Here is a 24,337-nt window from a genome sequence, read left to right as displayed (position 1 = left end):
CATCGACTACATGACGTGTGAACGTGATTGCAGGTTGTGCAACCTACGATCCAGGAGCCTCCCGTGCACCAAGGACAACGACTGGCGGTGACGGCCGGCGCGACGGTACTGGGCATCGCGGCGATGAGCGGCGTCTCGCAGGCGGCCGGGGCGCAGGCCCCCGCCCCGCGCGCCGACCGGCACGACGCCCGGCCGGCCGCCCCGCACCGCCTCGCGCACCAGCCCGCCCGGGCCGCCGCCGGGCACGCGCCCGCGGGGAGAGCGGCCGTCCCGAAGATCAAATGGCCGGGGACGGACGGCCGGACGGCTCGTCCCGGTGCCCGGAGCGCCGCCCGCCACGCGCGGGAACTCGTCGTGAAGCCGGTCGCGACGAAGGCGGCGAAGCCCCGCGCGACCCGGGCCGGGAGCCAGGACGGGAACCGCGGTGCCGGTGCCCGGGACGGTGGCGCCCGTGGTGGCGCCCGCGCGAAGCAGGCGCCGCCGCCCCTGCTCGACCTGCGGCTCAAGGCCACGCTGGGCTATGACGAGCGCACCAGGACCGCGAGCGGTGGGCTCGACGTCGGCGCGGGCCTGAACACCCCCGCGGGCGGTGCCGGGGTGCGGGTGCGCACCGGCGGGTCGCTCTCGTTCGCCGACGGCACGGTGCGCGGCGGCGCGCGGGTGGACGGCAACGTCCGCACCCCGGCCGGACGTGCCGACCTGAAGCTGAAGACCGGCGGGACGGTCTCCCCCGGCCGCCAGGTCATCAGCGGCGCGACCGGGCTGGGCCTCAGCGTCACCCCCGCCGGCGGCCGGCCGCTCGCCGCGAACGTCGGGCTGAGCGGCTGCCTCGGCTCGGGCTGCGCGGAGGCGCCCGTGCCGCCGGTGCCGCCGACACCCCCAACGCCGCCGCCTCCCACCCCGCCGAGCCCCCCGACGCCGCCGACGCCGCCGACACCACCGCCGGGCGACGGGTCGATCCCGCCGAGCCCGACGCCGCCGCTGCCCGAACTCCCGCCGTCGTCCCCGCTCCTGCCCGCGCTCCCCGCGGGCGGCGTCGTCGAGCCCGGCGCCTCCGCGGCGTCGATGGCACCGCCCGCCGGGCTGCCGTTCACCGGTGCCGACAGCCTCCCGATCGTCGCGCTCGGCCTCGGCGCCGTCCTGGCGGGCGGCGCCGCGGTCGCCGCCACCCGCAGGCGCCAGGCCCGGGAAGCCTGAGCGTTCCGCCACTGAAGGTTCACCGCTGAAGGGGCGTCTCCCGCTGGGAGGCGCCCCTTCTCACATCCAGGCCGCTGGGGGCAGAGGCCCTGCGCGACCGGTGTGGTCAGCCGCCAGCCGCGCCCTCTGAGGAGAGCCGTTCGCTCTTCGCGATCTGCCAGCCGGCGTTCGACTTTTGCAGAAGCAGCCGCTGGAAGGTCATCTTGTCGGACTCCTTGCAGGCGCCCCGCGCGCACGAGCCCACGACGGCCAGCGCGGTCACCTGCTGGGCGTTCCCTCCGGCGCGCAGGCCGACCTCCACCGGCGTGCCCTCCGCGACCGCTTTGTCGGCCGCCACGGCGGCGAGCACGGCCTTCCCCTGCGCGGCGGGCCAGGACGAGGCGCCGATGTCACCGCGCACCGAGTTGGCGGCGAGGATGTACAGGGTGTCGAGGAGCCAGCCCCCGTCCTGCCTGACCATCGTCACCCGCATCGGGTACTGGAGCAGCTTCGTGGGCGCGTTCGCCGTCTTCACCGTCCGCTTCACGTAGGACAGGACGGTGACCCGGTCGGCCGCCGAGGCCACCACCCCGGAGTCGACCACCTCGGTGCCGATGGAGCTCCTGGTCTCCTGGAGCCGGTTGCGCCAGTTGTCGGCCTGCAACTGCCTGTCGTACTCGGTCTTGTAGCGGGACGTGACCCGCCGGTGCGCCGCCGCCACGTTCTGGTCGACGGTCTTGTAGTCGAAGCTGAGGACCGCGCTGATGGCACCCGCGGCCGGTGCCGTCACGGCCTGCGCGGCGGCGGGCGGGACGGCGGTGTCGGGGACGCGCGGCGCGGGGCCTTCCGAGCCGCGGTCCGACATCAGCCCCCAGGCGGTGCCGCCGCCGGCCACCAGGAGCACCGGGACGGCGACGGCGAGGGCGAGCCGTCCGCGCCGGCGGCGGGACGGCGGCGGGACGGTCCGGGCGTCCGGGCGCGGCTCGGCCGGGCCACGGCCGGCGCCGCCGCGCTCGACCTGGTGGGTGGGCGGCGGGATCCGCACGTCGCCGGCGAACGAGGCGCCGGTGCTGAGCGCCCCCTCCGGCCGTTCCTCGGCCTCGTGCGCGAGCGGCGCCTGGAGGCCGAGCAGGTCGAGCAGCACCCGCTGGGCGTCGGGGCGCGCCGCCGGGTCCTTGGCCAGGCAGGCGCCGACGATGCCGCGCAGCGAGCCGGGCAGCGGCGACAGGTCGGGGTCCTGCTGGAGGATGCGGTGGAAGACCGCGGAGATCGTGTCGTTGCCGAACGGGTGCCGCCCGGTCGCGGCGAACAGCATCGTCGAGCCCCAGGCGAACAGGTCGACGGCGGCGCCCAGCTCGGCGTCGGTCACCTGCTCGGGTGCCATGTAGGAGGGCGTGCCGACCACACCGCTCGCCTTCGCCGCCGACGGGCCGAGCACGCGGGCGATGCCGAAGTCGATGACGCGCGGGCCGTCCGGCCCCATCAGCACGTTCGACGGCTTGAAGTCGCGGTGCAGGATCCCGGCCCGGTGGATCGCCGCCAGCGCGGTGATCGTGCCGATCGCGAGCCGGTCGAGGTCGGTGCCGGCGCGCGGGCCCGAGGCGGCGAGCAGCCCGGAGAGCGAGGGGCCCGGCACGTACTCGCTGACGACGTAGGGAAGCTCGCCGGACACGTCGGCGTCGAGGACCTGCGCGGTGCAGAACCCGGCGACCCGGCCGATGAGCTTCATCTCCCGCTCGAACCGGCCCCGCCACTCGGGGTTGCGGCTGAGCTGGGCGCGCAGCAGCTTGACGGCCGCCTGCCGCCCGTCGCCGGTGCGGCCGAGGTACACCACGCTCTGCCCGCCCTCGCCCAGCCTGCCCACCAGCTCGTAGCGGCCCAGCCGCGCGGGATCGTCCGGCAGCAGAGGTCGAACGGGCGTCATGGGTTCTCCTCCGTCGCGTGCGGACCCGCCACGGGAGCTGTACCCGCCCGAGTGCCGGATGGCCCTTTCTTCCGTCACTCGTTAGACGCCTGTGATCACCGATGTGTTCGGTGCGTGCCCGGCCGCGCCGCGTCCGTGCGCGGCCCGCCGGATCAGGCGAGCGCCCAGCGGGCCTGGGTGCGCACGCCCGGGTCGGGATCGGCCAGCGCCTCGGTGAGCGCGGTGACGACCTCGGGCCGTCCGGCCCCGGCGCGGAGGCCGCCCGTCCACTGCTCCAAGGACTGGACCGCGGCCCGGCGGACGTCCGCGGTGGGGTCGCGGAGGGCACGGACCAGCGGGCGGACGGCGGTTTCCGGCGTTGCCGCCGCCAGCGCGAACGCGGCCCGGCGCCGCACCTGCCAGCTCGGGTGCGCGACGGCGGTCACGACCCGTCCCTCCAGGAGCTCGGGCACGCCGAGCCCGGCGGCTGCGTCGAGGGCGGCCATCACCACGACCGGGTCGTGGTCGGCGAGGAGATGGTCCAGGGCGGGTGTCCCGGCGGGCGCGGCCAGCCGGGCCAGGCCCTCGGCCACCGCCACCCGGATCTCGCGGGACGGGTCGTCGGCGGCCTCGGCGACGGCGCGGACCGCGCGGAGCCCGACCAGCCCGAGGACGGCCTGGAGCCGCACCTGGGGCTCGTCGTCCTGGAGCCCCTGCGCGTAGAGCTCCCCGGTGCCCTGGACCAGGATCGCCAGCAGGTCGGCGGCCGTCTCCCGGACGAAGGGGTCGCGGCCGCGGGCGGCGGCGAGCAGCAGGGCGTCGACGCCGTCGTCCCCGAGGTGGACCTCGGGGAGGCCGCGCAGCGCGTCGGCCGCGAGGCGGCGCACGTCCTCGTGCTCGTCGGCCAGCGCCCAGGCGAGGGTGTCGCCGACGCCGCGCGGGGCGTCCTCCGTCCCGGCGATCTCGGCGAGTGCCTTCAGGGCGGCGGCGCGCACCGCGGGTTCGGGGCCGCGGAGCCGGGCCTCGATGTCGGCGAGGCGGAGGTGCTCGGGCCGGGGCGGCCCGATGGCGGGGAGGGGGTCGGGGGTGGTTCGGCCGATGATCGTCATGGCGGGCCTCCGGGAAGCCGTCGGATCCGGGCGCCGGCGCCGCGGCCGGCGGAAGGGGGCGGGATCAGCGACGGGTACAGAGGGCGCCGGCCTGGCGCCGGAGGTCGACGTGGAGCCGCACGGTGAGGGGCGCACTCGGATTCACCTTCATCCGCTCATCGTGACCCCAGTTTCCCATCAAGTCAACTGGATAAGTAGGAAATATGCACGGGACAGAGGGACCGCGCCACGCGCGGCCCCCTCGCCCGGCGGGCGAACGGTCACGCGGCCCGCTCCGCCGCCGGCTCGGCCGGCCCGTCCGCCCGAGCGGAGGCGCCGCGTCCGCGCAGCAGCGCCAGGCCGAGCACCGCGCCCGCCCCGGCGATCACGGCCGCCACCACGAACGCGGCCCGGAACCCATCGGTGAGCCGCGCGGCGTCGCCGATGGCGTCCGCGCCCCGGGACGCGGCGAACGCACCCGCCACCGCCAGTCCGAGCGCCGAGCCCACCTGGTAGGTGGTGTTGACGATGCCCGAGGCCAGACCGCTCTGCTCGCCGGGCACCCTGGAGATCGCCGTCATCATCGTCGGGATGAAGGCCAGCGACATGCCGAGCGCCGCGACCATCGAGGCCGCCAGCACGTCCACCGCGAAGCTCCCGTCCGGACGCGCCAGCGCGAGCCAGCCCAGGCCGAGCGCGAGGATCGCCATCCCGGCGACCGCGAGCGGCTTCGTCCCGAACCTGCCCATCAGCCGGCCGGTCACCCCGACCATCAGGACCATCACCGTGACGGTCATCGGCAGCAGCGCCGCGCCACTGGCGAACGCGCCGAAGCCGAGCACCTGCTGGAGGTACAGGTTGAGGAAGTACCAGGCCGGGATCCACGCGCCGCCGAGCAGCGCGAACACCACGTTCGCCGCCGCCAGGTCCGGCGTGCGCCACACCGACAGCGGCATCAGCGGGTGCCGCAGCGTCCGCTGGACGAGCACGAACACGGCCAGCAGGACAGCCGCCCCCGCGAGTTCGAGCAGCGTCCCGGCCGAGCCCCAGCCCTGGTCCGGGGCCCGGACGATCGCGAACACCGCCAGCGCCAGCCCGCCCGTCACCGCGGCGGCGCCGAGCACGTCGATCGAGCCGCGCCGGGACCCGACGGCGGGCAGCACGGCCGGGACCGCGGCGAGCGTGGCCAGGCCGATCGGGACGTAGAGGATGAACACCCACGGCCAGCTCAGCCACTCGGTGAGCACGCCGCCGAGGAACACCCCCGCCGTGCCGCCGGCCGGGGCCGCGGCGCCGTAGAGCGCCATCGCCCTGCCGAGCTCCCGCGGGTTCCGCCCGAAGATCGTCATGAGCAGCGTCATCGACGCGGGGGCGATCAGCGCGGCGCCGACGCCCTGGACGCCGCGGCCGAGGAGCTCGGTCCCGGGGTTCTGGGCCGCCGCCGCGACGATCGAGCCGACGATCAGGACGGCCCAGCCCGCACTGAAGACCCGCCGGGCGCCGAGCAGGTCGGCCAGCCGCCCGCCGAGCAGCAGCAGCCCGCCGAAGACGATCACGTACGCGTTGAACACCCATTGCAGGCCGCCCGGCGAGAAGCCGAGGTCGCGCCGCATGTCGGGGAGGGCGACCCCGATGATCGAGGTGTCCATGATGACCATGAACTGGGCGGTCGCGAGCACGAGGAGCGCCCACCACCGCCGGTTTCCCTGCACGGACATGTCCGCCTCCATATACCTCTAGGGGGTATGTCTGTCTGACGAGAGGGGACGTTAACATACCCCTAGGGGGTTTACTAGGTGACGGTGGTCACAGGGGCGTGCCGACGCCGTTCACGCCGGGCCCGCGGAGGGTGGGCACGCGGAGGCCGGGCCGCGGCCGGTGGCCGGGCCCGGCGGTGCCGGCGGGGTTCCCCGGGCGGTCAGGTCTTTTCGAGGAACTCGGTGCGGTCCTCGTCGAGCAGGGAGGCCAGCTCGGCGGCGAGGCCCGGATGGGCGGCGAGCTCCGGGTCGGCCTCGACCAGGGCGGTGGCCTCCTCACGCGCGTCCCTGATGACGTCCTCGTCCTTCTGGAGCGTGAGCAGGCGCAGGCTGCTCGACCGTCCGGCCTGCGTGGCGCCGAGGACGTCGCCCTCGCGGCGCTGCTCGAGGTCGAGCCGCGACAGCTTGAAACCGTCGGTCGTCGAGGCCACCGCGTCCAGCCGCTCGCGCGCCTTGCTGCCCGGCTCGGCGTCGGTGACCAGCAGGCACAGGCCGTGCAGCGACCCCCGGCCGACCCGGCCGCGGAGCTGGTGGAGCTGCGACACGCCGAACCGGTCGGCATCCATGATCACCATCACGGTGGCGTTCGGCACGTCCACGCCGACCTCGATGACCGTGGTGGCGAGCAGGACGTCCAGCTCGCGCTCGGTGAAGCGGCGCATCACCGCGTCCTTCTCGTCGGCGTGGAGCTTGCCGTGCAGCACGCCGACGCGCAGCCCGGACAGCAGCTCGTCCTGGAGGAGCGGCAGCAGCTCCATGATCCCGAGCGGGGAGCGGCGGCCCTCCTCGTCGGCGGGCGCCGCGTCGACCGCGTCGCCCTCGTCGCCCTCCCGCTCGCCGATCCGCGGGCAGACGATGTAGATCTGCCGGCCCTCCCCCGCCTCCTCGCGGATCCGCTCCCAGGCGCGGGCGAGGAACGCCGGCTTCTCCGGCGGCACCACATGGGTCCTGATCTCGGCCCGTCCCGCCGGGAGCTGGCCGAGCACCGAGGTCTCCAGGTCGCCGAAGACCGTCATCGCGACCGTCCGCGGGATCGGCGTCGCGGTCATCACCAGCACGTGCGGGCGCCCGCCGGTCACCTTCGCGCGCAGCGCGTCGCGCTGCTCGACGCCGAAGCGGTGCTGCTCGTCGACCACGACGAGGCCGAGGTCGGCGAACTGCACGTGGTCCTGGAGCAGGGCGTGCGTGCCGACCACGATGCCGGCCGCGCCGGACGCCACGTCCAGCAGCGCCGCCTTGCGCGCCTTGGCGCCGAGCGAGCCGGTCAGCAGCGCCACCCGGGTCGCGTGCTCGGCCCCGCCGATCTGGCCCGCCCGCCCGAGGTCGCCGAGCAGCGCGCCGATCGACCGGAAGTGCTGCTGGGCGAGCACCTCGGTCGGCGCCAGCAGCGCCGCCTGCCCGCCCCCGTCGACGACCTGGAGCATCGCGCGCAGCGCGACCACCGTCTTGCCGCTGCCCACGTCGCCCTGGAGGAGGCGGTGCATGGGATGGGCGACCGCCAGGTCGGCGGCGATCTCGTCGCCCACCTTCCGCTGCCCGTCGGTGAGGTCGAACGGGAGCCGCGCCTCGAACTCCGACGCCAGGCCGCGGGCCGCGGGCGGCCGGGCCTTGGCCGGCAGCGCGGCGGCGGCCCGCCGGCGGCGGGCGAGCGCGATCTGCAGAACGAACGCCTCGTCCCACTTGAGGCGCTTCCTGGCCCGGCCGAGCTGGTCCCAGCTCCGCGGCCGGTGGATGCCCTCGTACGCCTCGGGCAGCCCGATCAGGGCACGGCGCTCCAACAGGGTGGCTGGAATCGGGTCGGACGGACCGGAGCGAAGCGAGGACCGCCCGGCCCCCTCGGCAGGGGTCCGTGGGTCGCCCCCCGGGGGAAGCGGGTCGGTGGGGAGTTGGAGCTGGTCCAGCACCATGCCGATCGACTTGCCCAGGGTCTCGATGTCCAGGCCCTTGGTGGACGGGTAGATCGGAATGATCTCGTCGGCCCACTCCTGCGCGGCCCGCTCGGCGGACTGGGCCTCGACCACCTTGTACTGGGGGTGCGCGAGCTGGCGCTGGGGCTTGCCGCTGCGCGGCCGGTAGGTGCTGATCTTGCCGGCGAACAGCCCGCGGGTGCCCGGCGCCAGGTCCCGCTCGGGGACATAGGAGCCCCTGCGGCCGAAGAAGCTCAGCTTCAGCTCGCCGGTGCCGTCGGTGACGGTGATCTCCAGCACGTAGCCGGGGCTGCGGGTCAGGCTGCGGCCCTGGACCTTCACCACCTCGGCCATCACCGTGACGTGCTCGCCGTCCTCGAGGCCGCTGAGCGGGGTCAGCTCGCCGCGGTGGGCGTAGCGGCGCGGGTAGTGGTGCAGGAGGTCGCCGACCGTGTGTAGGTCGAGTCCCTTGGCCAGCACCTTGGCCGTCTTGTCGCCGAGGACCTTGTGCAACGGCTCGTCCAGATTCGCCACGCCGTCATTTCTAGCCCATCGGGAGGACGGCGGGGTCCGGTCACTCGACGCCGACGAGCAGCGGGCAGCGCTCCTGGCCGCCGTCGTGCACGCCGGCCTCGACGTCCGGGTGCCGTTCGCGGAGGTGCGCCTCCAGGTCCGCGGCGAGTCCCGGCGGCGCGGGCGCGCCCGGGATCAGCGTGACCAGCTCGCCGCCGCCCGACAGCATCCGGTCCAGCAGGCGGCGGGCGACCTCGGCGACGGTGGCGCCGATCATCGCGACGTCGCCCTCGATCAGTCCGAGGACGTCGCCGGGGCGGCAGAGCCCCGCGCTGGTGACGGCCTCCTCGGCGGCGACCTCCAGGTGGCCGAACCGGGTCGCGCCTGCCGCGCGGGTCATCGCGATCACGTCCTCGCCGAACCGGCGGAGCGGGTCGTGCACGGCGAGCGCCGCCAGGCCCTGCACCGACGCCTTGGCCGGGACGACCGCGATGCGGGCGCCGGTGTCGCGGGCGCGTTCGGCGGCGGCCTCGGCCAGGGCCAGCACCCCGGGCCCGTCCGGCAGCACGGTGACCTCGTCGCCCGCGGCCAGGATCGCCTCGGCGAGCACGGCGAGGGGCGGCGCCGCGCCCGGCTCGCGGCGGACGACGCGGGCGCCGTGCGCCTCGAACAGCGCGGCCAGCCCGTCGGCGGCGGTGACGGCGACGATGGCGCGGCCGGCGCCGGACGCGTGCGGCGCCTCGTCCGGGACGTGCAGGAAGGTGACCCGGAGGCGGTGCGGCCGGCCGACCGCGAGGCCCGCCTCGATCGCGGCGCCCGCGTCGTCCACGTGGACGTGGACGTTCCAGAGGCCGTCGCCGCCGACGACCACGAGCGAGTCGCCGAGCCCGTCGAGGGCCTCGCGCAGCGCCGGCATGGCCTCGTCGGGCGCGTCCAGCAGATACATCACCTCGTACCCCAGACCAGGCGGTTCCGGGCGCTCCTCCCCCGCGGGCGCGCGTCCGGCGACGCGGACCGGCACCTCGTACCGCTCCGGGTACTCGTCGGTGATCACGGCGACCAGCGCGTCCAGCACCACGCACAGGCCGGCCGCGCCCGCGTCCACGACGCCGCTGCGCGCCAGGACGTCGAGCTGGTCGGTGGTGCGGCGCAGTGCCCGCCGCGCTCCGGACGCCGCCGCCCGGGCGGTCCCGGCGAGGCCGCCGGGCGCGGACGCTCCGCCGGTCGCCGCGGACGCCGCCTCCAAGACGCTGAGGATCGTGCCCTCGACGGGATGCTCGACGGCACCCCGCGCCAGCACGGCCGCGTTCTCCAGCGCCGCGGCGAACGTGGCGCCGTCCGCCACCGCGCCCGGACGGCCGAGGACGTCGGCCAGCCCGCGGAACACCTGGCTGAGGATCACCCCGGAGTTGCCGCGCGCGCCCAGCAGCGCTCCCTGCGCGAGGGACTTCCAGGCCGCCTCGGCACCGCCGGCCGCCAGCGCGTCCACACCGGTGATCGCGTCAGCGGACGCGAGCACGGTGAGGTGCAGGTTGGTGCCGGTGTCGCCGTCGGGCACCGGGAAGACGTTGAGGGCGTCGATCTCGGCCCTGGTACGGCCGAGGGCCTCGGCCGCGAGCCTGCTCCAGCGCCGGACCGCCGCCCCGTCGAGGACCTCGCCCACATCCGCTCCCCTCCGCCGTGCCCGCTACCTCTGTACCCTGCGGACCCCGCCCTTGGGAACCGTCCAGGCCGGGGACGGGAGCGGATCGGTGGGACGATTCGCCTAGCGGACGCGCGGTCGGCTACTCTGATTCGTGCGCCTCGTCCGAGACGCTTATCAGTGAGCGCTCCAGGTGACCGGCACCCTGCCCGGCATCAGGGGGCTCCGGTTCAGAGCATCGACACCCACTTGGAGTTTCCCGTGGCTTCCGTCTGCGACGTCTGCGGCAAGGGACCCGGTTTCGGCATGCGCGTCTCCCACTCGCACCGCCGCACCCCGCGCCGCTGGAACCCCAACATCCAGCGCGTGCGCGCCGTCGTGAACGGCAGCACCAAGCGGATCAACGCCTGCACGTCCTGCATCAAGGCCGGCAAGATCGTCAAGCCGACCGTCTGACACGGCCCAGCGCCGAGCACGCCTCAGCCGGCTCACCGGAACACTCCGGAGAGTCGGCTTTCGCGTTCCCGGCCCGCCGCCCCGGCCTGCGGCCCGGTCCGCTCTCCCGGCCGCTCTTCCCCTTCGCCCGCGCCGGCGGGCCGCTACCTCGGCGCGCGCAGCCGCCAGCCGTGGTCGACCGGGCCGATGCCCGCGCCGAGGGGGAAGCCCGCCGCGATCGCGCCCGTCACGTACTCCTTGGCCTTGCCGACCGCCGCCGGGACGTCCTCGCCGAGCGCGAGGTACGAGGCGATCGCGGACGCGAGCGTGCAGCCGGTGCCGTGCGTGTGCCGGTTCTCGTAGCGCGGCGCGGTGAAGCGGTGCTCCCGCTCGCCGTCGAAGAGCAGGTCGGCGGGCTCGCCGGGCAGGTGGCCGCCCTTGACCAGGACCCAGGCGGGGCCGAGCGCCTTGACCGCCTCGGCGGCCTCGCGCATCCCCGACTCGTCCACCACCTTGACCCCGGTGAGCTGCTCGACCTCCCACAGGTTGGGGGTGACCACGGTCGCGGCGGGCAGCAGGACCGAGCGCACCGCGCCGACGGCGCCCGGGTCGAGCAGCGCGTCGCCGTGCTTGGAGACGCCCACGGGGTCGACCACGGCGGGCGCGGGCGAGCGGGCCAGCGCCTCGGCGACGATCTCGACCAGGCCGGCGGAGGCGAGCATCCCGGTCTTGATCGCGTCCACCCCGATGTCGGACAGCACCGAGCCGAGCTGGGCCCGCACCGCCTCGGGCGGCAGTTCCCAGTAGCCCTGGACGCCGAGGGAGTTCTGCGCGGTCACCGCCGCGATCACGCTCATCCCGTGGGTGCCGAGCGCGAGCATCGTCTTCAGGTCGGCCTGGATGCCGGCGCCGCCGCCGGAGTCCGAGCCCGCGATGGTGAGCACGAGCGGCGGGGCCTGCGCCGTGGACGGGGCCGGGACCGGGGCGGGGTTCTGCGTCATGACGCCCATTTTAGAGGGGTTCACCGGCGCCGCGATCGGCCCGGTGCCCAGGCCGGAGCGGTGGCGGGGCAAGCTGGTCAGACGCGGGCGCAGGCCAGCCGGTTGAGGATGCAGGACGAGGGGCCGGCCGCCTTGCCGGTGGCGGTGAAGGCGATCTTCACGGACTCGCCGGGGACGAGGGGGCCCGTGCCGGTCTTGCTGCGCACGTGGGTGAGCCGTCCGGTCTTGACGACGGCGGCGCCGGACACCGTCCGGACCGAGACGTTCGGGATCGTGAAGGCGAGCGCCCAGCGCGGCACGGGCCGCTGCCCCCGGTTGGCGATCGTCACGGTGGCACGGAAGCCGGTGGCCGTCGAGGACGTCCGCCGGAACGCCACGACCAGGCCGTCGGCGCGGTGCGCGCCGCGGCTCGCGCGCTCCTTCGGGTTGCGCTGCGACACCTGGCTGTCCTTGGGGCCGGTCTGCGGCTCCTTCGGGGCGCCGCCGGCGAAGTTCAGCGAGATCTGCTGGGTGCTGAGCGCGTAGGCGACGACGCCGACCGCGACGACCAGCGCGACGATCGGGAGCAGCGGGACGGGCAGCTTGACGAACGCCTTGGACCAGGTGCCGCGGGTGGACGCGCCGGAGCGCCGCGCTGAGGGCGGCTCAGGGGGCGGCTCATCGGACGGCGGGCCGGGCGGGGAGCCGGGCGGCGGGCCGAGGGGCGTCCCGGGAGGCGAAGCGGAGAACGTGTCGACGCGGGTCTCGGCGTACGGCGCGGCAGGACCGGGCGGCGCGGGCGGCACGGGAGCGCTGAAGACCAGTTCGTCGGACGGGCCGAAGGCGAGCTCCTCGGCCGGGTCGAAAGGGGAGGTGGTGAGCGGACCGGAAGGCGGCGCGGCCGGCGGGGTCGGCGCGGGGGTGGGCGCGGCGTAGGGCGCCTGGGCCTGCGGCGCCCCCGGCCCGGGGTCGAACGGGGTGGGCGCCTCGGATCGCGGCCCAGGTCGCGGCCCGGGTCGCGGCGGTTCGTCCACGCGCGGCATGCCGAACGGCGCCGTATCGAAAGAGCCCCCAGGTCGCAGGCCGTAAGCGGGAGCACCGGGGAGATCGGGTGCCGGACCGGGGGGCTGTCCGGCGGGGCGTCCGGAAAACGGATCGGCGTCCGCCGGGGGCTCGTCTTCCGGATGTTGGAGCTTGGTGTGTCGTCCCATCCCATCCCTCGTTCGATCACAGGATGTATACCAAATCAGTCCCAATGATGCCTACTGGATGAGTAAAGCGACTCACCCCGCCCCATCCCGTTCTACGTGCGTTTACTCGCCGAAATGGTCCCAGCCGCCGGCCCCGTGGGAGGCCCCGTCGACCGTCACGCCAATCCCTTCCGCGACCGTTCCGATCACGCTCCAGGATGGCGGCAGGACGGTCGCGGCGGGAAAGGTTCCGGCGAACGCGTGGTCTTCCCCGCCGGTGAGCGCGTACCGCAGCCCGGCCGGGCCGAGCACGTCCGGGACGGGCACCGCCGCGGAGTCCACGTCGATCAGGACGCCGCTCGCCGCCGCGATGTGGCCGAGGTCCTGGAGCAGCCCGTCGCTCACGTCGAGCAGCGCGGTGGCTCCCAGCGCGCGGGCCTCGGCGCCGGCCGCGTAGGGCGGGCGCGGGCGCCGGTGGGCCGCGACCAGTTCGCGCGCCCCCTCGCGTCCGGCGGGGCCGGCCGCGCCCTCCCGGCCGGCGGGGTCGGCGGCGACCTCCCCTGCGGCGGGATCGGCCGTGTCCTGCCAGCCGTCCAGCAGGAGGCCGAGGCCGGCCGCGGAGTGGCCGAGCCGGCCGCGCACCGCGACGAGGTCGCCGGGACGGGCCCCGGACCGGGTCAGCGGCGGCGCCCCGGCCAGGTCGCCGAGCGCGGTGATCGCAAGGGTGACCTGGGGCGCCCCGACGACGTCGCCTCCGGCCACCGCAGCGCCGGCCTCGGCGCACTCGTCGCCGAGCCCGTCGTAGACCCGCTCGGCCCAGCCGACCTCGGTGCCGGGCGGGGCCGCGAACCCGACCAGCAGCGCGGTCGGGCGGGCGCCCATCGCGACGACGTCGGCGAGGTTCTGCGCGGCGGCCTTGCGGCCGATGTCGTAGGGGCCGGACCAGTCGAGCCGGAAGTGGCGGCCCTCCACGAGGAGGTCGGTGGTGGCGACCACCCGCCCGTCGGGCGCGGCGACCAGCGCGGCGTCGTCGCCGGGGCCGAGCGGGACGCGCGCGCTCGGCGGCAGCCGGCGGACGAGCCGGGCGATCAGCCCGAACTCGCCCAGTTCCCCGATGGTGCCCATCCGCCCCCGTCCCGCCCTCGGCCCGTGCCGCCGCCCGCCGTTCGGGGTAACACGATACGGTGACCGTTCGACGGCTAATTCTCCGCCCAGGGGAGGACGTGATGGTGCAGGCCTACATCCTCATCCAGACCGAAGTGGGCAAGGCGGCCGAGGTCGCCGGCGAGATCGACGGGATCGCGGGCGTCACCCTCGCGGAGGACGTCACCGGACCCTACGACGTGATCGTTCGAGCGGAGGCGCGGAATGTGGACGAGCTGGGCAAGCTCGTCGTCGCGCAGATCCAGGGCGTCGAGGGGATCACCCGTACGCTCACCTGCCCGATCGTGCACATCTGACCGGGCCGTGCGGCGACCCGCCCGGCGTCCGGACGCGCCCGCCGCGCGTCCGGCCCGGCCTGTCCCGGCCGCCGCGGCGGCCCTCGCCGCGCTGGCCCTGCTGGCGACGGGCTGCGCCGACGGTGCGGTGGCGGTCCCGGTGCCCTCGCCGGACGCGATGACGGCCCGGCTGTGCCAGGGCCTGCGGCTCCCCGAGAAGGTGCACGGCCAGTCGCGCCGCGACACCACTCCCGGCTCGCCGCTGACCGCGGCCTGGGGGTCGCCCGCGATCGCGCTGCGCTGCGGGGTGCCCCGTCCGGCCGCGCTGCTGCCCACCAGCCAGCTCAGCACCATCAACGGCGTCGACTGGTTCGGCCAGCCCGCCGACCGTCCGGTCACCTGGACCGCCGTGGCGCGGCAGTCCTACGTCGAGGTGACGGTGCCCGCCAAGTACAGCCCGCCCGGGGACGTGCTGATCGAGCTGGGCCAGGCGATCACCGCGACCATCCCGGCCAAGCCCGAGGGCCAGATCTGACCCCGCGCTGCGCCCACCACTTCGTTCACCGCAGTTCGGTCACCACAGTTCGGTCACCACAGGGGCACCGGGGTGTCGCCCCGCTGGTAGTAGCCGGGCACGGGATCGCCCGCGGCGGCCCGGTCGAGACGCCGCCGCATCCCGTCCGACAGGACGCCCGCCTTCATCATCTCGACGAACACCGAGGTGACGTTGCCGAGGTCGAACCAGTCGCGCTGCCACGACCAGCGCCGGTCCCCCGCGTAGCGGAACCAGCTCCCGCCGATGCCCGCGACCTCGTACGGACTGCCGTCGGGGCGGCGCGCGTCGGCGACCTGCTTCCAGAAGCCGACCACCGCGCCGTTCCGCTCGTCCACCAGGATGCTCTGGTAGGGGTAGGACCAGCCGTCCAGCCCGCCCATCTCCGAGCCGAGGGCCAAGTCGCGGATCTCGTCGCGGCCGACGGCCATGAAGTCCTGGCCGGGCCCGATGTTCCAGCCGTAGGTGGCGTCCTCGGTGTAGAGCTCGGCCAGTGGGCGCCAGTCGCCCGCCTCCTCGCAGCGCCGGTTGGTGTCGAGCCAGTGCTCCACCATCGCGTCGAGTTCCTCACGGGGGAATGCGGGCATCACGTCTCCAGCAGCTTGAGCGCCCCGGTCGGGCAGTAGCGGACGGCGGCGGCGACCTGCTCGCGCTGGTCACCGGAAGGTGCGGCGTCGAGGACGCGGACCTTCCCCTTGGGCGGGACCTCGAAGACGTCCGGGGCCTCCAGCTCGCACATGGCGTGGCCCTGGCACAGGTCCGGGTCGGCCTCGATCCTCATCGGCGCCTCCGGTAGCGGACGGCGCAGGGGCGGGCGAGCTGGACGACCATCTTGGAGTGGTCGTTGCGGTAGGTCTCGGACGGCTGCGCCAGCTCGAACTCCCAGTCGCGCAGCAGCACCGAGAAGATCGCTTTGAGCTGGATCAACGCGAAGTTGGCGCCGACGCAGCGGTGCCGGCCGGCGCCGAACGGGATCCAGGTCCAGCGGTTGGCCAGGTCCTCCTCGCGGGGGGAGACGTACCGCTCGGGCCGGAACGCGTCGGGCTCGGGGAAGTCGGCGGCGATCCGGTTGGACACCGCCAGGCTGCACCCGACCATCGTGCCGGCCGGGATCCGGTTGCCGAGCACCTCCTGGTCGGTCTTGGCGACCCGCAGCAGCAGGATCAGCGGCGGGTGCAGCCGCAGCGCCTCCTTGACGGCCGACTCCAGCCGCGGGATGGCGCGCAGCGCCTGGAAGCCCACCTCGCGGCCGTCGGCGTACAGCTCGTCGAGCTCGCCGGTGACGCCGCCGAGGGTCTCGGGGTGGCGCAGCAGCTCGATCAGCGTCCACGCGGCGGTGCCGGAGGTGGTGTGGTGCCCGGCGAACATCATCGAGATGAACATGCCGGTGACCTGGTCTGCGGAGAACTTGGGGGGACCGTCCGCCTCCTTGATCGACATCAGCACGTCGAGCAGGTCGCGGTCCTCGCGCGGCGGTCTCGGCGGCCGGGAGTCCATGATCCCCTGGACCAGCTCGACCAGCGCCGCGCGCGCCCGGTCGCGCTTGCGGAAGCTCTCGATCGGGGCGTACGGGTCGACGTAGGCGAGCGCGTCGGTGCCGCGTTCGAGGTCGTGGTAAAGCTCGGCGAACCGCCGGTCGAGCTGCTCGCGGAACTTGCGGCCGATCAGGCACGCGGACGAGGTGTAGATGGTCAGCTCGGCGAACCAGTCGAGCAGGTCGATCTCGCCCGCCTCACCCCAGCCGGCGGTCATCCGGCCGACCTCGGCGGCGATCGTGGCGGCGTGGCCCTTGAGGAAGGACCCCTTCAGCGCCTGGTTGTGCAGGGCCTCGCGGCGCTGCTCGGGGGTGGCGTCGAACACCACCCCCGCGCCGAAGATCGGGGTCATGAACGGGTACGCCTCGGCCTGGTCGAGCTCCTCGTCCGGCGCGCGGAAGAAGTGCTCGTTGGCCTCGGCGCCCGACAGCATCACCACGCGGCGCCCGCCGATGCGGAACGCGCCGACGTCGCCGCACTCGTCCCGGACGCGGCGCATCAGCGCGATCGGGTCGGTGCGCAGCTCGTCCAGGTGGTCGGGCCCGCCGGACACGGCGCGCGGTTCGAGCAGTGCGGTCATGACGACGCCTCCAGCGGTGCCTCGGGCTGCACCTCGACCAGGGACAGATGGGAGCCGCGGGGGGTGCCGACGACGGTCGCGACGGCGGCGGCGACGTCGGAGGGCCGCAGGAAGCAGGGGTGGCGGGCCGCGCCCCACTTCACCCACTCCTCCAGCACCACGCCGGTGGTCTCGGCGTCCCAGCCCATGCCCATGCCAGTCATGGTCGGGCCCGGCCGGACGATGGAGGCGCGCACGCCGGTGCCCTCCAGCTCCATCTGCATGGCCCGCGCCATGCCCTCGACACCGTTCTTGGCGGCGACGTAGGCGCCCATCCGGGTGCGCGGGACCCGCACGACGTCCGACGACACCAGCACCACGTCGCCGCGCCGGCGCGCGACCATCCCGGGGACCAGCGCCGACACCAGCCGGTGCGCGCCGACCAGGTGGACCTGCACCTGCGCGAGGAACGCGTCGGAGTCGAGCTCGTGGACGCGGTCGGCGGCCAGGTCGCCGGCGCCCGACACCACGACCTCGATGGGGCCGAGCGCGTCGGCCGCGGCGGCGGCGAACGCCTTGACCGAGCCGGAGTCGCCGACGTCCAGGTGGTGGGCGAACGCCTCGCCGCCGCCGGCCCGGATCGTCACGGCCAGCTCCTCGCACTTGGCCTCGCGGCGGGCGCCGAGCGCGACGGGGTGGCCGGCCAGCGCCAGCGCGGTGGCGGTCGCGGCCCCGATTCCGGAGGACGCGCCGGTCACCACGGCGGGTCGGCGTTCGGGATGGGGATCGAATCTCGGCACTGACAGCACCTCCGGCATCACAGGACGTCCAGGCGTACGGGCAGCGCGGCGAAACCGCGCACGTTCACCGAGTGCACGCGTTCGGCGCGTGCCCCGTCGACCTCGTAGGCGGAGATCCGCGCGGTCAGCTCGGCCAGCGCGATCCGGGCCTCCAGCCGGGCCAGGTTGGCGCCGAGGCAGAAGTGCCGGCCGCCGCCGAAGCTGATCAGCGGGGACGTGTCGCGGTCGAGGTCGTAGTCGCCGGCCCGGTCGAACACGCGGGGATCGCGGTTGGCGGAGCCGACCAGCAGCAGCATCCGGTCGCCCTCGGGGACCTTCCGGCCGTGCAGGACGGTGTCGCGGGCGACCGTCCGGGCGAGCATCTGGCTGGAGGTGTCGTAGCGGAGCGTCTCCTCCACCCAGTCGTCCACCCGAGCGGGGTCGGCCAGCGGCTTGGCGGCCTCGGCGGGGTTGCGCCAGCCCCAGTAGAGCGCGTTGGCGAGCAGTTTGGTGGTGGTCTCGTTCCCGGCCACCACCATGAGGAACAGGAACGCGATGATCTCGCGGTCGGCGAGCCGGTCGCCGCCCGCCTCGGCCTCCAGCAGCGCCGAGGTGAGGTCGGACGTGGGCCTGCGGCGCCGTTCGGCGACCATCTCCTGGTAGTAGCCGACCAGGGTGAGGGCGGCCTCCATCCCGGCGGGCGGGACGTCGTTGAGGCCCTCGTCACGGTGCACGACCAGGTCGGCGAGCCGCCGCACCTCCGCGCGGTCGGCCTCCGGGACGCCCATCATCTCGGAGATGACGTCCATCGGGAGCAGCCCGGCGAAGTCGGCGACCCAGTCGAACTCACGGCGGTCCAGCGCGGGCTCCAGGTGCTTGCGCGCGAGGGCCCGGATGCCCTCCTCCATCTCCCGCACCCTGCGGGGCGTGAACCCCTTGGACACCAGCGCCCGCATCCGGGTGTGCCCGGGCGGGTCGAGCGCGAGGAAGGACATCGTCCGGTGCGCGTGCGGGCCCCACGCGCTCGGCTCAAGCGAGACGCCGTTGGCGCTGGAGAACGTGCTGTGGTCGCGGAACGCGGCGGCGACGTCGGCGTGCCGCGACAGCGCCCAGAAGCCGAGCTCGTCGTTGCGGTAGAGGGGCGCGTCGTCGCGGAGCCGCGCGTAGATCGGGTAGGGGTCCTCGTGGACCGCGTAGTCGTAGGGGCTGTAGGCGACCTGCCGGTCGGGACGGGGGGCTGGGTCCACAGCCGTCACCTCACTCGGTCTCGGGAAGGATGAGCTCGGCCATCTCGGCGAGCCGGTCTGCCATCCGGGCGTAGGAGGTGTAGCCCATGCCCGCGTGCACGAGCGCGCCGGCGTAGGCCAGCTCCAGCGCGCCGACGATCTTGGGGTCGGCGTGCTCCCCCAGCACCGCCTGGAGCCGCTCGCGGATCGCGACGCCGATCCGGACCCGCAGTTCGCGGACGTCGGGGTCGGTGCCGAGCAGCGCGGTGGTGCAGGCCGCCGCGAGCTCGGGCTCGTCCGACACCAGCAGCGCGATCTCGCGCAGCACCTCCACCACCCGGCCGCGGACCGGGCCGGCGCCGCCGGCCGGCACCGGCGGCAGGGCGCCGAGCCGCCGCCAGAACACCTCGGTGATCAGGTGGTTCTTGGACGCGAAGTAGGTGTAGGCGGTGGCGGGCGCGACACCCGCGCGCCGGGCCACGTTCCGTACGGTCAGGCCCTCGTACCCGGTGTCCCGGACCTCCTCGACCGCGGCGCCGGTGAGCCGGCGCACGGTGTCGGCCTGCCGCTCGGTGAGGCGGCGGCGGGTGGGCTCGGTCGTGAGGCGCTGTTTTCCGGACACATGTCCAGACACTAGTTCAGACAGCGGGACGCGGCAAGCCCGGGTTAGCATTCAGGCGTCACGGGGGATCGGCCACCTGCTCGGGAGTCCCCATGGACCTGGGTCCCCACCATCTCCGGATGATCGCGGCCGTGGCCGCCACCGGGAGCTGGGTAATGCCAGCAGGGCATAAATGAAACGAATGGGGCGGCGCCCCCGGCCGGTGCCGGGGCGCCGCCCCACATGAACGGTTCGGGCTTCGGCGGCGGGGCCCTCAGACGGCCCCGGCGAAGCCTGGTGCGCGCGTCAGCCCGCGGTGCGGCGCGGACGGCGGGGCGGGATGACCGTGCGCTCGGCGACGGTGGCCAGCATGGTGCCCTCAAGCAGGACGAGGGCGGCGACGATCCCGGCGCGCTCCTCGGCGGTCAGCCCGTCGAGGAGCGCCTCCTCGTTCTCCAGGTGCAGGGCGAACACGTCGTCGATCAGCTCGATCCCGGCCGGGGTGAGCTCGGCGAACATCACCCGGCGGTCGCTCGGGTGCGGGGTCCGGCAGATCAGCCCGGCCCGCTCCAGGCTGTCGAGCCGGCCGGTCATGGCGCCGCTGGACAGCAGCGAGGACTCGGCGAGCTCGGAGGGCGTCTTGCGGTACGGGGGGCCGCCCCGGCGCAGGTTGGCCAGGACGTCGAACGACTTGGGCGTCAGGCCGTGCGGGCTCAGGTAGGTCTCCAGCTCGTGCCGGGAGAGCTCGGCCACCCTGCGCAGGCGGCCGAAGACCCCGATCGGCGAGGGATCGAGATCCGGACGCTCCCGGCGCCACTCGTCCAGAGCCTGCTCGACCGTGTCCAATGCGCACCGTCCATGGGGTGAGGGGCGTTTCCAGGTAGCGGAAGAGTAGCGGAACCAAGATACCTTGACACAAGTAGTTTAGGTTCCAGATACTTTGGGCTAAGTAACTCTGCACCTCCGCCACCCTCCAACGGCGGACATCGCATCGGACGGCCGTCCCCGCGTCGTCTGGTCCAGTCTCAAACGAGGTCACGATGCACACACCTATTGCCGCGCTCCGCAAGCGGGGCTGGATGCTGCCGGGCGCCGCCCTGACGGTCGCCGCGGCCCTCACCCTGTCGGCCTGCGGCGGGTCCGGAGACTCCAAGGACGCCTCCGGGAACACCAAGATCAACCTCCGTACCGACGTCTTCTACACCGGCGCGGTCCTCCCCCTCGTGGCGGGACTCGACCAGGGGATCTACGAGAAGCACGGGATCAAGCTCACCCTCAACCCCGGCAAGGGCTCGGCGACCACGCTCCAGACCGTCGCCAACGGGTCCGACGACCTCGGCTACGCCGACGCGGGCTCGCTCGTGCAGGCGGCGGGCAAGAACATGCCGGTCCAGATGGTGGCCGGGATGGTCCAGCGGTCACCGCTGGCGATCTTCACCCGGTCCGACTCGGGGATCAAGACCGCCAAGGACCTGGCCGGCAAGACCGCCGGGTACACCGCGGGCTCCGCCGCCGAGACCGTGTTCCCCGCCTTCGCCAAGGCGAGCGGCCTGGACCCGGACTCGGTCAAGTTCAACAAGGTCGACATCCCCACCCGGGACAGCCTGTTCGTCCAGGGCAAGACCCAGTTCACCTTCGGCCTGCTCAACGTCACCGAGCCGAACATGAAGACCAAGGTCAAGGGCGACCTGACCGTCCTCGGCTACGCCGACGCGGGCCTGGACGTGCTGAGCTCCGGCATCGTGTCCTCCAACAAGTTCGCCAAGGAGAACCCCGAGGCCGTCCGCAAGTTCCTCGCCGCGACCGCGGAGGCCGTCGAGCAGACCAACAAGAACCCCGACGCCGCCGTCGCCTCGTTCTTCAAGGTCGCGCCGACCAGCTCGCTGTCCAAGCAGGTCGTCAAGGACCAGTGGCTGGCCTCGGCCAAGCTGATGACCACCGAGAAGACCAAGGGCCAGCCGTTCGGCTGCACCGCCGCGGCCGACTGGAAGAGCACCATCGGCATCATGGAGCAGTACGGCGGCGTCGAGGCCGGCAAGGTCAAGACCGCCGAGATCGCCAGCAACGCGTTCCTCGCCAAGTGCGCGGACGGCCTGGGAACGGAGTAGCGGATGGCCCAGGCAACCACGCCCTTCGTCGAGTTCGACCGGTTCACCAAGTCCTTCGACACCGGCACCGGCGTCGTCACGGCGGTCAACGAGATGTCCTTCGAGCTCGAGCGGGGGGAGTTCCTCGCCATCGTCGGGCCGAGCGGCTGCGGCAAGAGCACGCTGCTGATGGCGCTGGCAGGACTGACCCAGCCCACCTCGGGCCAGGTCAGGGTGGCCGGTGAGGCGGTCCTCAAGCCGTACACCGACCTCGGCATCGTCTTCCAGAACGCCGAGCTGCTGCCCTGGCGGACCACGCTCCAGAACGTGCTGCTCCAGGCCGAGATCCGGCGCACCTCCAAGGCCGAGGCGACCGCCCGCGCCGGGGAGCTGCTCGGGCAGGTCGGCCTGGACGGCTTCGAGGGCCGCTACCCCGACGAGCTGTCGGGCGGGATGCAGCAGCGCGTGGCGCTGGTCCGGGCACTGCTGCACGATCCTGAGATCCTGGTGATGGACGAGCCGTTCGGCGCGCTCGACGCGCTCACCCGCGACCAGATCCAGATCGATCTCCAGCGGCTGTGGATGGAGCGCCGCAAGACCGTGGTGTTCGTGACCCACAGCATCGACGAGGCCGTCTTCCTCGCCGACCGGGTGCTGGTGTTCTCCCCCCGTCCGGCGCGGATCGCGGCGGAGTTCCGCGTCCCGCTGGAGCGTCCGCGGCACCTGAGCGCCCGGACCAGCCGGGAGTTCGGCGACCTGGTCGGCGAGATCCGCGGCGTCTTCGAAACCCTCGGCGTTCTCTCGGAGGAGGCGAAGTGAGCCCGACCCAACAGCAGGCGCGGCAGGCCGCCCCCGCGACGGCCGCCCCGGCCGGCGGAGCGCCCGCGCCGCGCAGGCGCAGGCGCAACCTGCTGGCGTCGCGGTACGCCGACTGGGGGCTGCCGGCCGTGCTGGTCGTCGTCCTGGTCGCGCTGTGGCAGGCGGTCGTGTCGTTCGGCAGCGTCGAGGAGTACGTGCTCCCGGCTCCCGGCGCCGTCCTCGGCAAGATGTTCGGCGACTTCAGCCTGTTCGCCGAGCAGTCGGTGCCGACGATCGTGGCCATCTTCGTCGGCTTCGCGCTCGCCATCGTGATCGCGCTGCCGATCGCCGTGGCGATGGTCTACAGCGAGATCGTGCGCCGCGCGGTGTACCCGCTGCTGATCATCGCGCAGGTGGTGCCGAAGGTGGCGGTCGCGCCGCTGTTCATCATCTGGTTCGGCTTCGGGCAGCTGCCCAAGGTCCTGATGGTGGCGCTGATCTGCTTCTTCCCGATCGTGATCGACTCGCTGGTCGGCTTCCGCGCCGCGCGGCCGGAGAGCCTGATGCTGGTGCGCTCCATGGGGGCGGGCCGGTGGCAGGCGTTCTGGAAGGTCCGCTGGCCGTGGGCGCTGCCGAGCATCTTCGCCGGGATCAAGGTCGGCATCACGCTGGCCGTCGTCGGCGCCGTGGTCGCCGAGTTCGTCGGGGCCGACAAGGGCCTCGGCGTGCTGCTGATGACCGCGCGCGGCGACATGGACAGCCTCACCGTGTTCGCCTCGATCGCCTGGCTGACCGTGATCGGCTTCATCCTGTTCATCCTGGTCGAGGTGCTGGAGCGGGTGCTGCTGCCCGGCCGCAAGAGCGGCCGCAGGTTCGAGGCGTCGGGGGCGTTGTGACCGGGCCGGGAACCGGCGGCACCCAGCGTGCCGTCGTCTATGCCGGTCCGGGCCGCGCCGAGGTCGGCCGCGTGCCGCTGCCGGGGCTGGAGGTGCGCCCGGGACCGGGCGTGCTGCCGCGCCGCTGCGACCACGGCGTCCTCGTGCGGACCCTGGCCACCTGCGTGTGCGGCTCCGACCAGCACACGCTGCACCATCCGGGCGCGGCGCCCGGGATGATCCTCGGGCACGAGCTCACCGGCGTCGTGACCGAGGTCGGCCGGGACGTGCAGCGGGTACGGGCCGGCGACGTGGTCTCGGTGCCGTTCAACGTCGCCTGCGGGCGCTGCCCGAACTGCCGGGCCGGACTCACCGGGCACTGCCTGGAGACCAACCCGGCCCGTCCGGGCGCGACCTACGGGATGGGCGAGGGCTTCGGCGGCTGGGCGGGCCTTCAGGCCGAGCACGCCCTGGTGCCGTACGCCGACTTCAACCTGTACGTGCTGCCCGACGCCGACCAGGCGCGCGAGCGGCTGCTGGACGTGGCGCTCCTCGGCGACATCCTGCCGACCGGGTACCACGCGGCCAAGGGCGCCCGGGTGGCGCCGGGCTCGACGGTGTACGTCGCCGGCGCCGGCCCGGTCGGGCTGGCCTGCGCGGCGGCCTGCCGGCTGCTCGGCGCGGCGGCGGTGATCGTCGGTGACTTCAACGCCGAGCGGCTGGAGCACGCGCGGACGGTGGGCTTCGAGACCGTCCGGCTCGGCGGCGCCCCGCTGCCCGATCTGGTCGCCGAGATCCTCGGCGTCCCGTACGTGGACGCCGGGATCGACTGCGTCGGCGCGTCCGACCAGGCCGTGGCGGGCGCGGCGGGAGGCGACGGCGGTCCGGACGGGCCCCGGGTGCCGATGGCGGCGGCGCTGAACGACGTGGTGGGCGTGGTCCGTCCGGGCGGCGCCCTCGCCATCCCGGGCGTGTACCCGGCGGGCGCTCCCGGCGCGCGTCCGGCGCTCGGCGTCTGGCTGGGCGGGGTGTGGTCCAAGGCCATCACCGTGAGCGCGGGCGCCACGCCCGCGCGGCGCTACCAGGACGAGCTGGCGAGCGCGGTGCTGCGGGGCGGCCTGGCCATCGGCGAGGTCGTGAACGCGACCCGCGTCCCGCTGGACGACGCGGCGGCCGCCTACGAGCGGTTCGGCGCGGGCGCGTGCGAGAAGTACGTACTCGTCCCTTAGACCAACTGTCGGACGCGGAAAGGCGCCGGAGTCGTCATGGGCTCCGGCGCCTTTCTGTGTCCGCG

Annotated in this window: 24 protein-coding genes; 8 read left to right on the top strand and 16 right to left on the bottom strand. The window is 74.3% G+C overall.

The window, feature by feature from the left end; genetic code table 11:
- The first annotated feature begins 63 nt into the window (after positions 1-63).
- A complete protein-coding gene (locus OHA34_RS32935; protein ID WP_329519861.1) occupies positions 64-1,197 on the top strand; it encodes a hypothetical protein in 1,134 nt (377 codons plus the stop codon).
- Positions 1,198-1,303: 106 nt separating this feature from the next.
- Here OHA34_RS32935 and OHA34_RS32930 read toward each other — a convergent pair whose 3' ends face one another.
- From OHA34_RS32930 to OHA34_RS32910, 6 genes are all read right to left on the bottom strand, one after another.
- Positions 1,304-3,100: a serine/threonine-protein kinase gene (locus tag OHA34_RS32930; RefSeq protein WP_329519860.1), complete on the bottom strand. Its 1,797-nt coding sequence runs from the start codon at positions 3,098-3,100 to the stop codon at positions 1,304-1,306.
- Positions 3,101-3,252: 152 nt separating this feature from the next.
- On the bottom strand, positions 3,253-4,188 hold the full coding sequence (locus tag OHA34_RS32925; protein WP_329519859.1) for a HEAT repeat domain-containing protein: 936 nt from the start codon (positions 4,186-4,188) through the stop codon (positions 3,253-3,255).
- A 64-nt stretch (positions 4,189-4,252) separates the two neighbouring features.
- Positions 4,253-4,339, bottom strand: coding sequence for a putative leader peptide (locus OHA34_RS38595; RefSeq protein ID WP_443029659.1), 87 nt, complete (start codon positions 4,337-4,339; stop codon positions 4,253-4,255).
- A gap of 109 nt (positions 4,340-4,448) precedes the next feature.
- Positions 4,449-5,885 carry an MFS transporter gene (locus tag OHA34_RS32920; RefSeq protein WP_285937425.1) on the bottom strand — a complete coding sequence of 479 codons (1,437 nt, stop codon included), beginning with the start codon at positions 5,883-5,885 and terminating at the stop codon, positions 4,449-4,451.
- 200 nt (positions 5,886-6,085) lie between these two features.
- Positions 6,086-8,365, bottom strand: coding sequence for an ATP-dependent DNA helicase RecG (locus OHA34_RS32915; protein WP_329519858.1), 2,280 nt, complete (start codon positions 8,363-8,365; stop codon positions 6,086-6,088).
- Between the two features lie 40 nt (positions 8,366-8,405).
- Entirely contained in the window at positions 8,406-10,007 is a 1,602-nt protein-coding gene (locus tag OHA34_RS32910; RefSeq protein WP_329519857.1) for a DAK2 domain-containing protein, read from the bottom strand.
- A 240-nt stretch (positions 10,008-10,247) separates the two neighbouring features.
- Here OHA34_RS32910 and rpmB point away from each other — a divergent pair, with 240 nt between their 5' ends.
- The gene (gene rpmB / locus OHA34_RS32905; RefSeq protein ID WP_067632165.1) at positions 10,248-10,442 is read left to right on the top strand and encodes a 50S ribosomal protein L28; all 195 of its coding nucleotides are present in this window, start codon (positions 10,248-10,250) and stop codon (positions 10,440-10,442) included.
- A 143-nt stretch (positions 10,443-10,585) separates the two neighbouring features.
- On the opposite strand, the gene thiD is transcribed toward rpmB, so the two are convergent.
- The 3 genes from thiD to OHA34_RS32890 form a co-directional block, all read right to left on the bottom strand.
- Positions 10,586-11,422: a bifunctional hydroxymethylpyrimidine kinase/phosphomethylpyrimidine kinase gene (gene thiD, locus OHA34_RS32900; protein ID WP_285937428.1), complete on the bottom strand. Its 837-nt coding sequence runs from the start codon at positions 11,420-11,422 to the stop codon at positions 10,586-10,588.
- A 77-nt stretch (positions 11,423-11,499) separates the two neighbouring features.
- Entirely contained in the window at positions 11,500-12,435 is a 936-nt protein-coding gene (locus tag OHA34_RS32895) for a cellulose binding domain-containing protein (protein ID WP_329519856.1), read from the bottom strand.
- A gap of 279 nt (positions 12,436-12,714) precedes the next feature.
- Positions 12,715-13,716: a thiamine-phosphate kinase gene (locus OHA34_RS32890; RefSeq protein ID WP_329519855.1), complete on the bottom strand. Its 1,002-nt coding sequence runs from the start codon at positions 13,714-13,716 to the stop codon at positions 12,715-12,717.
- Positions 13,717-13,817: 101 nt separating this feature from the next.
- Here OHA34_RS32890 and OHA34_RS32885 point away from each other — a divergent pair, with 101 nt between their 5' ends.
- Both OHA34_RS32885 and OHA34_RS32880 read left to right on the top strand, forming a co-directional pair.
- The gene (locus tag OHA34_RS32885) at positions 13,818-14,051 is read left to right on the top strand and encodes an Lrp/AsnC ligand binding domain-containing protein (RefSeq protein WP_285937431.1); all 234 of its coding nucleotides are present in this window, start codon (positions 13,818-13,820) and stop codon (positions 14,049-14,051) included.
- A 7-nt stretch (positions 14,052-14,058) separates the two neighbouring features.
- On the top strand, positions 14,059-14,565 hold the full coding sequence (locus OHA34_RS32880; RefSeq protein WP_329519854.1) for a DUF3515 domain-containing protein: 507 nt from the start codon (positions 14,059-14,061) through the stop codon (positions 14,563-14,565).
- Positions 14,566-14,618: 53 nt separating this feature from the next.
- Here the strand turns inward: OHA34_RS32880 and OHA34_RS32875 are convergent, their stop codons facing one another.
- The 7 genes from OHA34_RS32875 to OHA34_RS32845 all read right to left on the bottom strand — a co-directional run bounded on the left by OHA34_RS32875 (position 14,619) and on the right by OHA34_RS32845 (position 20,129).
- Positions 14,619-15,170, bottom strand: a complete 552-nt coding sequence (locus tag OHA34_RS32875) for a nuclear transport factor 2 family protein (RefSeq protein WP_285937433.1) — start codon at positions 15,168-15,170, stop codon at positions 14,619-14,621.
- Positions 15,170-15,364 (bottom strand): ferredoxin, encoded by a 195-nt coding sequence (locus OHA34_RS32870; protein ID WP_285937434.1) that lies wholly within the window; start codon positions 15,362-15,364, stop codon positions 15,170-15,172. Before OHA34_RS32870 ends, OHA34_RS32875 begins: the two co-directional genes overlap by 1 nt.
- Positions 15,361-16,698, bottom strand: coding sequence for a cytochrome P450 (locus OHA34_RS32865; protein WP_285937436.1), 1,338 nt, complete (start codon positions 16,696-16,698; stop codon positions 15,361-15,363). Before OHA34_RS32865 ends, OHA34_RS32870 begins: the two co-directional genes overlap by 4 nt.
- Positions 16,695-17,477: an SDR family oxidoreductase gene (locus OHA34_RS32860; protein ID WP_329519853.1), complete on the bottom strand. Its 783-nt coding sequence runs from the start codon at positions 17,475-17,477 to the stop codon at positions 16,695-16,697. The genes OHA34_RS32865 and OHA34_RS32860 overlap by 4 nt, the downstream gene beginning before the upstream one ends.
- Positions 17,478-17,494: 17 nt before the next feature.
- On the bottom strand, positions 17,495-18,703 hold the full coding sequence (locus OHA34_RS32855; protein WP_285937438.1) for a cytochrome P450: 1,209 nt from the start codon (positions 18,701-18,703) through the stop codon (positions 17,495-17,497).
- Positions 18,704-18,713: 10 nt separating this feature from the next.
- On the bottom strand, positions 18,714-19,304 hold the full coding sequence (locus OHA34_RS32850) for a TetR/AcrR family transcriptional regulator (RefSeq protein ID WP_285937439.1): 591 nt from the start codon (positions 19,302-19,304) through the stop codon (positions 18,714-18,716).
- Positions 19,305-19,589: 285 nt separating this feature from the next.
- A complete protein-coding gene (locus OHA34_RS32845; protein WP_285937440.1) occupies positions 19,590-20,129 on the bottom strand; it encodes a MarR family winged helix-turn-helix transcriptional regulator in 540 nt (179 codons plus the stop codon).
- Between the two features lie 194 nt (positions 20,130-20,323).
- Here OHA34_RS32845 and OHA34_RS32840 point away from each other — a divergent pair, with 194 nt between their 5' ends.
- The 4 genes from OHA34_RS32840 to OHA34_RS32825 are packed head-to-tail and all read left to right on the top strand — an operon-like array spanning position 20,324 to position 24,272.
- Complete coding sequence (locus OHA34_RS32840) at positions 20,324-21,391, top strand: ABC transporter substrate-binding protein (protein ID WP_329519852.1); 1,068 nt, start codon at positions 20,324-20,326, stop codon at positions 21,389-21,391.
- A gap of 3 nt (positions 21,392-21,394) precedes the next feature.
- A complete protein-coding gene (locus tag OHA34_RS32835) occupies positions 21,395-22,189 on the top strand; it encodes an ABC transporter ATP-binding protein (protein WP_285937443.1) in 795 nt (264 codons plus the stop codon).
- Positions 22,186-23,064 carry an ABC transporter permease gene (locus OHA34_RS32830; RefSeq protein WP_285937444.1) on the top strand — a complete coding sequence of 293 codons (879 nt, stop codon included), beginning with the start codon at positions 22,186-22,188 and terminating at the stop codon, positions 23,062-23,064. The genes OHA34_RS32835 and OHA34_RS32830 overlap by 4 nt, the downstream gene beginning before the upstream one ends.
- On the top strand, positions 23,061-24,272 hold the full coding sequence (locus OHA34_RS32825) for an alcohol dehydrogenase catalytic domain-containing protein (RefSeq protein ID WP_329519851.1): 1,212 nt from the start codon (positions 23,061-23,063) through the stop codon (positions 24,270-24,272). The genes OHA34_RS32830 and OHA34_RS32825 overlap by 4 nt, the downstream gene beginning before the upstream one ends.
- The last annotated feature ends 65 nt before the right edge of the window (positions 24,273-24,337 follow it).

This window comes from Spirillospora sp. NBC_01491 (assembly GCF_036227065.1).
GTDB classification, from domain to species: domain Bacteria; phylum Actinomycetota; class Actinomycetes; order Streptosporangiales; family Streptosporangiaceae; genus Spirillospora; species Spirillospora xylanilytica.
This window is presented reverse-complemented; position numbering and strand designations above follow the sequence as displayed.

Coding starts and splice junctions, on each gene's coding strand:
- OHA34_RS32930 (WP_329519860.1), bottom strand. CDS start 3,100: ATGACGCCCGTTCGACCTCTGCTGCCGGACGATCCCGCGCGGCTGGGC.
- OHA34_RS32835 (WP_285937443.1), top strand. CDS start 21,395: ATGGCCCAGGCAACCACGCCCTTCGTCGAGTTCGACCGGTTCACCAAG.
- OHA34_RS32875 (WP_285937433.1), bottom strand. CDS start 15,170: ATGCCCGCATTCCCCCGTGAGGAACTCGACGCGATGGTGGAGCACTGG.
- thiD (WP_285937428.1), bottom strand. CDS start 11,422: ATGACGCAGAACCCCGCCCCGGTCCCGGCCCCGTCCACGGCGCAGGCC.
- OHA34_RS32865 (WP_285937436.1), bottom strand. CDS start 16,698: ATGACCGCACTGCTCGAACCGCGCGCCGTGTCCGGCGGGCCCGACCAC.
- OHA34_RS32920 (WP_285937425.1), bottom strand. CDS start 5,885: ATGTCCGTGCAGGGAAACCGGCGGTGGTGGGCGCTCCTCGTGCTCGCG.
- OHA34_RS32885 (WP_285937431.1), top strand. CDS start 13,818: ATGGTGCAGGCCTACATCCTCATCCAGACCGAAGTGGGCAAGGCGGCC.
- OHA34_RS32870 (WP_285937434.1), bottom strand. CDS start 15,364: ATGAGGATCGAGGCCGACCCGGACCTGTGCCAGGGCCACGCCATGTGC.
- OHA34_RS32840 (WP_329519852.1), top strand. CDS start 20,324: ATGCACACACCTATTGCCGCGCTCCGCAAGCGGGGCTGGATGCTGCCG.
- OHA34_RS38595 (WP_443029659.1), bottom strand. CDS start 4,339: ATGAAGGTGAATCCGAGTGCGCCCCTCACCGTGCGGCTCCACGTCGAC.
- OHA34_RS32925 (WP_329519859.1), bottom strand. CDS start 4,188: ATGACGATCATCGGCCGAACCACCCCCGACCCCCTCCCCGCCATCGGG.
- OHA34_RS32890 (WP_329519855.1), bottom strand. CDS start 13,716: ATGGGCACCATCGGGGAACTGGGCGAGTTCGGGCTGATCGCCCGGCTC.